Origin of the sequence: Variovorax sp. WDL1 (assembly GCF_001541225.1) — a bacterium.
Lineage (GTDB): Bacteria > Pseudomonadota > Gammaproteobacteria > Burkholderiales > Burkholderiaceae_C > Variovorax.
Genome location: NZ_LMTS01000242.1, coordinates 47,853 through 55,998 on the forward strand (window position 1 = coordinate 47,853; position 8,146 = coordinate 55,998).

Below are 8,146 nucleotides of genomic sequence, written 5' to 3' on the forward strand. Positions count from 1 at the left end.
CCCGCCAAGCTCTGGCGCACGGGGATCGCGGACACGCTGACCCTGGCGCAGGAAGTGGCTGCAGGCCCGCCCGACATCAAGCTGCAATACCGCATCGGGGCGATCCTGGGCGCCATCGTCGAGGCCGTGCGCCGCTGGCTGGGCGGCCGCGGGCTTCGGCGCGAGGCGCAGCGCACCCGATGAGCGCGCCGGCGTGCAGTACGCACTGCCGCCGCGTCGTCGACCGGCGGTGGCAATGACCGAAGGCGCAGTGGCCGGGCCGGTGGCGCAGTCCGCGCGGACACGCCCCGCCGGCTCGCGGGCGTTCGACATCGCCGTCGCCCTGCTCATCGGCTTGTTCTGCTTCGCGGTCTACAACGCCAACCTCCGGGCCATACCAGCCGCCGACAGCTATGCGGCGCGCTACCTGCCGTTCTCGATCCTGCGCAACCATACCGTCGTGCTGGACCCGATCGTGGACACGGTCGCGCAAGGGCGGCTGGCGCCACCGGCGCGGGGGCAGAACAGTTCGGCGTTCTGGATCACGCACGGGCTCGGCAGCCACCAGGTGTCGACCTACCCGGTCCTCCTGCCGGTGGTCATCGCGCCGCTCTACCTGCCCGCCGTCGCCTACCTCGATGCGCGGGGATGGGATCCGCATCTCTTCGACCGCGTCGCGCGCATCATGGAGAAGCTGGTCGCCTCGCTGATCGCGGCGGCATCCGTGGCCCTGCTCTACCTGCTGCTCAGGCGGCGCAGCACCCCGCGAACGGCGGCGCTGCTCAGCCTGGTCTATGCCTTCGCCACCACGACGTGGGTGGTCAGCAGCCAGGCGCTATGGGCGCATGGGCTGGCGCAGCTCCTCATCGTCGCGACGATGCTGCTCCTGACCGGTCCGCGCACGGCCCTGCGCGCGGCCGCGGCCGGCTTTCTCTGCGCGATGATCGCCGCGAACCGGCCGGCCGATGCCATCCTGGCGGCCGCCCTCGGGCTCTACGGCCTGTGGTGGGCCGGCCCGCTGCGCCTGGGTTTCATCGCGACGGGGATGGTGCCCGTGGGCCTGACGGCGGCCTACAACCTGCTCGTGGTCGGCCACGTCGCCGGAGCCTATGCGCTCTTCGTCCGCCCGCACAACTACAACGACGACGTGCTCGGCGGCATCGTCGGGCTGCTCTTCAGCCCGACGCGCGGCCTGTTCGTCTTCTCGCCCTTCCTGCTCTTCCTGTTGTGCCTGTTCCCGCTCGCCCTGCGCGACAAGGCACAGCGCAGCTTGACCCTGGCGATCTGGTCCGCCCTGGTCCTGCAGGTCGTCTTCTATGCGATGGTCGACTGGCGCCAGGGCGTGTCCTGGGGGCCGCGATGGCTGGGCGACGCGCTGCCCATGCTGATGTGGATGCTGCCCCCGGTCGTGGCGGCGCTGTCGCGGCCGGGCCGCATCCTGTTCGGCGCTGCCTGCGCGGTCGCCATCGCCATCCAGGCGGTGGGCGCCTTCTGGTACCTCGGCACGGTCGACGCCGTGCTGGTCCAAGCCAGCGGCCATGACCGGATGGTGGGGATGTGGCGCCCGCAGAACGCCCCCTTCATCGCCGAGCTGCGGCACCCCCCCGCGTCCGGCGACCTCCTGCGGGCGGTGCGCGGCAATGTCGACCTCGTCCAGGTCATCGATGTCTTGCTGAGCGGCGGCGAGCAGGATGACCGGATCGAACGGCAGGTCGACGTCGCCGGATGGGCGCTCGTGGACTCGCGGTCTCCGTTGGACATCGCGCTGCTCGTCGACGGGCGTTTCGTCACCGGCACGGGCGAGTTCTTCACGCGCCCCGACGTGGTCCAGACGCTGGGCGAGACCAGCCCTGCCGGGTGGCGGCTCCGGTTCCCGGTGGGCCAGCTCGCAGCCGGTACGCATTCGCTGGCCGTGCTGGTGCGCACGGACCCGGGTGCCGAGCCGCGCCTCCTGCGTCTGCGTTCCTTCGAGGTCCCGGAGCCCGGCCCGACCCGGGGGCACGACCCCGTGCTGGCCCGGTCGGCGCGCCTCGCGGTGCAGCGCCTGGCGCAGCACCAGCAGCCGCCGGGCTACTGGCTCACCAGCTTCACCAGCGGCCCGCGCTACGACAAGCCGCAGCGCGAGATGAACACCTACCTGAACGCGGTGATGCTCGATGTCGCCGCGCCGGCGGCGGCCGACGTGCCGCTGGAAGGTCTGCTGGCGAAGGCGCGCGCCTTCCTCACGAGCCAGATCGAGGCGGATGGCCTGGTGCGCTATCACGGCCGGCCCGACGCGCCCACCATCGGGGTGCTGGGCTGCGCCATCACGCCGGATTCCGACGACACCAGCCTCGTGTGGCGGGTGGCACCGCATCCGGACAGGACCCTGCTGCCCCGTGCGCTGAAGCACATCCATCGCTTCCAGCGGCCCGATGGGCTGTACCGGACCTGGCTCGCCGAGCGCGACCGCTATCAATGCCTGGACCCGGGGCATGACCCGAACCCTGCCGACCTCGTGATCCAGATGCACATCCTGATGCTGCTCGCGCAGGAGGAACCGCCGGCTGCCGCCGCCTTGTGCCGGGCACTGGCGGCGCGCTCGAATGACGACGACGTGTGGGTCTACTACGCCGGCGCACCGCCGATGGTGCTTTTGCGCCTGGCGGACCTGGAGCACGCGGGCTGCGCGCTGGAAGTGCCGCCGTCACGGCTGCGGTCGGATGTGCCCGGCCAGGCGCGCTGGGTGGCGGTGGCGCAATCGCTGCGCGAGATGCAGCGCGGCCCGGCAACCGAGGCGCAGTACGCCGCAGCATCGAGCCTTCTGCGGGAGCTGGCGGCGAGCGACTTCGCCCTGGTCGCTCGCACACCGCCGCTGCTGTATCACAACGACCTCAGCGCCACCGTGCGCCGCTTCTACTGGTCCGAGGATCTCGGCTACGCACTGTGGCTGCGGCTCTACCACGAGCAGCAGCGACTGGGTCTTGCGCTGCAATGCCGCGCCCACGACGCCGCGGCGGGTTGCGGGAGCTGAGGGTGCAGATGGACGGCGAGGCCGCGCACAACCGGCCTGATCGGCCTGGCGGCTATCTGCGGCGGCTGGCTGCCTGCATCCGCTTCGACGAGGTGTGCGTATTGCAGGGGGCGCCGCTGCTCGGTGCGCTCTTTGCGATGCGGGAGTTCGCTGTGCCCGGCCTGTTGACGATGGCGGCCCTCATCGCCGGCAACCTGTGCCTGGTGGCGCACGTCTTCGTGGTGAACGACTGGGCGGGCATCGAAGGTGACAACCTGGACCCCAACCGGGCGGCATGGACCTTCAGGGCGAGAGGCGTCCGCCGCACCGAGGTCGCCTGGCTCGGCATTGCGCTGCTGGTCCTCGCCCTGCTGCTGTTCAGCACGGTCAGTGCGACGGCCCTCGCGATCGCCGCTGCGATCGTGGTGCTGAGCGCGCTCTACTCGGCCCCGGGCATTCACGGCAAGGGAACGCCCGGGCTGAGTTCCGCCTTGCATCTCGCCGGCGGGACGCTGCACTTCCTGCTCGGCTATTCGGCCTTCGCATCCCTGTCCGGGCAAGGCATCGCCATTGGCTGCTATTTCGGGATCGTCTTTGCCGCCGGCCACCTCACGCACGAAGCGCGCGACTACGAAGGCGACCTCCTCAACGGCATTCGAACCCACGCGGTGGCGTTCGGCAGACGGCAGGCGGTCCTGGCCAGCCTCGCGCTGTTCACGCTCGCCTATGCGCTGTTGACCGGACTCGCCCTGTGCCGGGTCGTCCCCGCGCCGCTGGCCTTGGCGGTGCTGCTCTACCCGTTGCATCTCTTCGCCTCGCTGCGGGCGATTCGGTCCGGGCTCGATTTCGGGAGCCTCAGCAGGTTGCAGGACTGCTACCGGCGCATCCATGCCGTGATCGGCCTGGCCATGCTCGTCACCGCTGCGCCGTGGTGGTAGCGCGAGGGCTGTTCAACCCTGCCGGAGCATTGCGTCGCGACGGTCCAGGAGGTGGGCGAGCAGCGTGTCCACGCACTCGGAGACGCTGCGGCTCGCGGTGTGAAGGACGAGGTCGGGCCGCAGCGGCGGTTCGTAGGGCGACGAGATGCCGGTGAACTGTTCGATGTCCCCGCGCCTCGCGCGCCGGTAGAGGCCCTTGACGTCTCGCGCTTCACAGACTTCGAGTGGGCACTCGCAAAAGACTTCGACGAAGTTCGGCTCGCCGATGATTCTTCTGGCAAGCCGGCGGTCTTCCCGGGACGGAGCGATGACCGCCACGAGCGCAATCCAGCCGCCTTGCTGAAAGATCTTCGCGACCTCCGCGACCCGGCGCACGTTTTCGCTGCGATCCGGAGGATCGAAGCCGAGATCGCTGCAGAGGCCCGATCGGATCCGGTCGCCGTCGAGAACGACCGGCAGAGCACCGGAGGTCGAGAGCCTGTCTTTCAAGGCCTGGGCAAGGGTCGACTTCCCTGAGCCGGAGAGGCCCGTGAGCCACACGACGAAAGAGCCGCCGTTGGCGGCAGAGGTTGATGTCATTCGGAACGCAAGGAAAAGACCCGGTGTCGTGCGCTGCCGCGAAAGGGCCCTTGCGCAAGCCGCTGTCGCGAGGGCATCCAAGCCCTCGCGGTCGCCATTATCGGTGGCCACCTGTCCTGAGAGTCTTCGCGATCACCTTGATCTCGAGGTCGAAGCTGTAGCGCCAGGTCACGCCGCGCCGACGGCAGTCAGATGAGCACGCGGCGAACGTCGGCTTTCGGGCGAACCGAGCGTGGTCATCGAAAGACGGCTACTGGCCCGCATCCTGCCACATGGGCACGGCTTGAGGCTTACCATCGCTGCATGGACTCACGCGAGACCGCTCCCTCCCCCGAGCGCAACAAGCAGCCGATCCTCGAGGTACTTGCGCGCGTATTGCCGCCGCGCGGCCTCGTGCTCGAGATCGGCAGCGGCACCGGCCAGCACGTGGCGCACTTTGCCAGGGCTTTGCCCGCCCTCACTTTCCAGCCCAGCGAGATGGACGTGGAGCGCCATGCTTCCATCGAGGCGTGGGTGGCCGAAGGCAACCTGTCGAACGTAAAGCCGCCCCTCGCCATCGATGTCACGAAGCATCCCTGGCCCGTATCCGCGGCCGACGCCGTCGTGTGCATCAACGTGATTCACATCTCCCCGTGGGAGGCCACGCTCGCATTGATGGCGGGCGCCGGCAGGATCCTGCCCGCCGGCGGCGTGCTTGTGACCTACGGCCCGTACATGCGCGGCGGCGCGCATACGTCGCAGAGCAATGACGCGTTCGATGCGAGCCTGCGCGCAAGGAATCCGCTCTGGGGCGTGCGCGACATGGACAAGGTGGCGGAAGTCGCGGGCAATGAAGGCCTTGCGCTGGAGAAGGCCGTACCCATGCCGGCAAACAACTTCACTCTCGTCTGGCGGAAACCGCACCCATGACCAAAGGAAAGCGCATATCGGCCGACATCGGCGACGACACCTTGCATGCCATCCGAGAATTGGGGGCAGCGGCAAGGTTGGCCCGATCGGCGGCCGGCGAGGGCCAGGCCGCCGCGGCCGCGCGCCTCGGTGTGCATGTCCAGACCATCGGCCGCATCGAAGCGGGTGAGCCCGGCGTGGCCATCGGGCACGCGCTGGGCCTGCTCGCGCTTTACGGCATCGGCGTCAGGCTGCAACAGCCGGAAGGCCGCTGAGCCATGGTCCGGCTGCACGCGGAGCGCACCACCACGGTCCTCCACACGCTTCCAAACGGGGTGAGGCTGCTCGCCGTTCCCATTCCCCATGTGCAGAGCGCCAGTGTGGGCGTGTTCCTGCGTGTCGGCTCCCGGGACGAGACGCCGGTCACCAACGGCATCGGCCATGTCCTGGAGCACATGGCGTTCAAGGGGACCACCACCCGCTCCGTTCAGGCCATCAACCTGGATGCGGAGCGGCTCGGAGCGGATGTCAACGCGTTCACTGGCAAGGACACCACCGGCTACTTCATGACCGGCCTGGGCCGGCACGCGGAGCAGTTGCTGCGCATGACGGCCGACATCGTTCTGAACAGCACATTTCCCGACAGTGAACTGCAGCGCGAGCTGGAAGTGATTCGCCAGGAGGCCATCGAGTACGAGGAGGATCCACAGGATTACTCCAACGAATTGCTCGACCGCGCGATCTGGGGCGACGACCCGATGGGCATGCCTGTGATCGGCACTGTCGGCAACATTGAAAGCTTTACCCGGCACGACCTGATCCGCCACGTGCAGTCCCACTACGTCGCGGAAAAGACCGTCGTCGCTGCGGCGGGGAACTTCGACGTCGAAGCCTGGGTCACGCTCGCGGGGGAACTCTTTGCAGCGATGCCCGCGTCGGCCGACCTGCTCGTGTCGCGACAGCCGGCGCCCGCGAAGTACATCGGTCATGCCATGGCCCGGCGCTTCACGCAGGTGTCGCAGGTGTTCATGAACATCGCCTATCCGCTTGCGCCCGCTCTGCAGGAGGAGATGTCGCAGCAGCGCTGGCGCCTTGCTGCAACGCTTGCGGCCAACCTGTTTGGAGGCGGGATGTCGGCGCCCCTGGTCGACACCGTCCGGGAGCAGCTCGGCCTCGCCTACACGGCGCATTCCACAATGGACAGCGGGGACGTCTGGGCCAACTTCGTGGTGCATGCGGTCACAACGCCGGACAAGCTGGATGCGCTGATGACGACGACGGGCGGCCTGCTGCGTGCGCAGGCCACCACCATCGATCCGGTGCACCTGGAGCGGGCGAAGAATCAGCTGACCGTGTCCCGCGTGCGCGCAGAGGAGCGGACCTACGCAACGATGGAGCATGCCGTCGAAGAGCTCTTTGCCAGCGGGACCGTGACGCCGATTGGCGAAGCGATTGCGATGATCGACGATATCGGAGCGGAAGAAGTGCGGGCGGTCTTCGAGCGGATGCTGGCCAACCCCCCGGCGCTGGCGATTACCGGCAAGGGCGCCAGCGCGCGAACCGCGCGGCAGCTGGCAGCGCGCCTGGCTGCCTGACCTCGCCAGCGGGTCGGATGCGAGCGAAGTGAGCTATGGATCGGGTGAGCGCAGGGCAGCAACGGGCCAGCCGTTGCCTGAATCCACCCGCACCCAATCGCCGGTTCGGAAGCACCCCAACGGGTCCCGGTGCGCTCGGTGCGACGAAGCCAGGTTATCGGGCTGCAGCCGTGACAATGATCCCCACCAACACATCGGGGGCTCCCATCTCGCATTGCGCCGTTGCCCGGGTCGGTGCCGCAGCGGGCGCCGTCCATGCGTCCCAGATCTCGTTCATCCCGGCAAAATCCCTCGCGAGGTCCTTGATCCAGATCTGCGCGGTGAGAAGGCGGGGTGAACCTGTTCGACATGGCGAGCAAGTACGCCGACGTGATGCCGACGGACGAACTCGTCGAGCGCCTGCGCGCGGAAATTATGCGACGCTGACCCTGCGAGGGTTCGGCGGCCTCGGTCAATCGGAGACGAGACCCTTCTGATCGTCGGACCCGGCAGGTCGCGTACGACCTGCGGCCTGCTGGCCGCAAATGAAGGCCGTTCGCTGGCCAAGTGTGCGCTGCGCTGGCGCTGCGCTGGCGCTGCGCTGGCCCAGCGCCATCCGCCGCGTCAGGTGGATCAAGCCTGCGTTGCTCGCGACGTAGGAATAGTTCTCTTGAGGATTGAGCCCGATGCCATCGGTGGAGGAGATGTTGATGATCTTTCCCACGCGCGCCCTGGCTGCGGCGCGCAGCGGTTCGGAAAGCGCCTTCGTCAGGAAGAAAGGCGTCTTCATGTTCAGGTCAGCCACTTTGTCCCAGCCGCTTTCCGGCAAAGCATCGAGGTCTTCTCCCCACGCCGCGCCCGCGTTGTTGATCAGAATGTCCAGCGTCGGCTCATGCTGGGCATAGGCGTCGGCCAAGGCCTGACAGCCAGCGACCGTGGACACGTCGTAGGGCAGCGATACGCAGTGGCCAGTCCTTGCGAACTCCTGCGCCGTCAGATCGCACGCCGCGGCTTTTCGCGCGCTGATGTAAACGCGCGCGCCCTGGGCCAGAAATCCCTCGGCGACCATGCGGCCAATTCCTCGTGAGTCGCCAGTGATGAACGCCGTGCGGCCCTGCAGCGAGAAAAGTATTCACCTGTTCGGCCATTTAATTGCCTAGGGAGATGCTGATCAATGAACGACGCCGTCGGATCTG

General features: G+C 68.2%; 8 protein-coding genes and 1 pseudogene. 6 read left to right on the forward strand and 3 right to left on the reverse strand.

From position 1 onward, the window contains the following. The 3 genes from APY03_RS42825 to APY03_RS30065 form a co-directional block, all read left to right on the forward strand. On the forward strand, positions 1-183 hold a 183-nt coding region (locus tag APY03_RS42825; protein ID WP_198161329.1), incomplete at its 5' end, for a hypothetical protein. 52 nt (positions 184-235) lie between these two features. Then, on the forward strand, positions 236-2,992 hold the full coding sequence (locus APY03_RS30060; RefSeq protein WP_068682837.1) for a hypothetical protein: 2,757 nt from the start codon (positions 236-238) through the stop codon (positions 2,990-2,992). Positions 2,993-3,000: 8 nt separating this feature from the next. Then, a complete protein-coding gene (locus tag APY03_RS30065; protein WP_162487182.1) occupies positions 3,001-3,909 on the forward strand; it encodes a UbiA family prenyltransferase in 909 nt (302 codons plus the stop codon). Positions 3,910-3,921: 12 nt separating this feature from the next. On the opposite strand, the gene cysC is transcribed toward APY03_RS30065, so the two are convergent. Continuing rightward, positions 3,922-4,599, reverse strand: a complete 678-nt coding sequence (gene cysC / locus APY03_RS30070; protein ID WP_232081272.1) for an adenylyl-sulfate kinase — start codon at positions 4,597-4,599, stop codon at positions 3,922-3,924. 192 nt (positions 4,600-4,791) lie between these two features. Between cysC and APY03_RS30075 the strand changes: the two genes are divergently transcribed. Genes APY03_RS30075 through APY03_RS30085 form a run of 3 tightly spaced genes read left to right on the forward strand, consistent with a single transcriptional unit; the run spans position 4,792 to position 6,971 of the window. Continuing rightward, positions 4,792-5,397, forward strand: a complete 606-nt coding sequence (locus APY03_RS30075; protein WP_068682842.1) for a DUF938 domain-containing protein — start codon at positions 4,792-4,794, stop codon at positions 5,395-5,397. Further along, positions 5,394-5,651, forward strand: a complete 258-nt coding sequence (locus APY03_RS30080; RefSeq protein WP_068682844.1) for a helix-turn-helix domain-containing protein — start codon at positions 5,394-5,396, stop codon at positions 5,649-5,651. The genes APY03_RS30075 and APY03_RS30080 overlap by 4 nt, the downstream gene beginning before the upstream one ends. 3 nt (positions 5,652-5,654) lie before the next feature. Continuing rightward, positions 5,655-6,971, forward strand: a complete 1,317-nt coding sequence (locus tag APY03_RS30085) for a M16 family metallopeptidase (RefSeq protein WP_068682846.1) — start codon at positions 5,655-5,657, stop codon at positions 6,969-6,971. Positions 6,972-7,125: 154 nt separating this feature from the next. On the opposite strand, the pseudogene APY03_RS44785 reads toward APY03_RS30085, so the two are convergent. Continuing rightward, positions 7,126-7,314: pseudogene (locus APY03_RS44785) on the reverse strand (Rid family hydrolase); the annotation flags it as partial. A gap of 108 nt (positions 7,315-7,422) precedes the next feature. Further along, complete coding sequence (locus APY03_RS30090) at positions 7,423-8,082, reverse strand: SDR family NAD(P)-dependent oxidoreductase (protein WP_269747411.1); 660 nt, start codon at positions 8,080-8,082, stop codon at positions 7,423-7,425. Positions 8,083-8,146 lie beyond the last annotated feature (64 nt).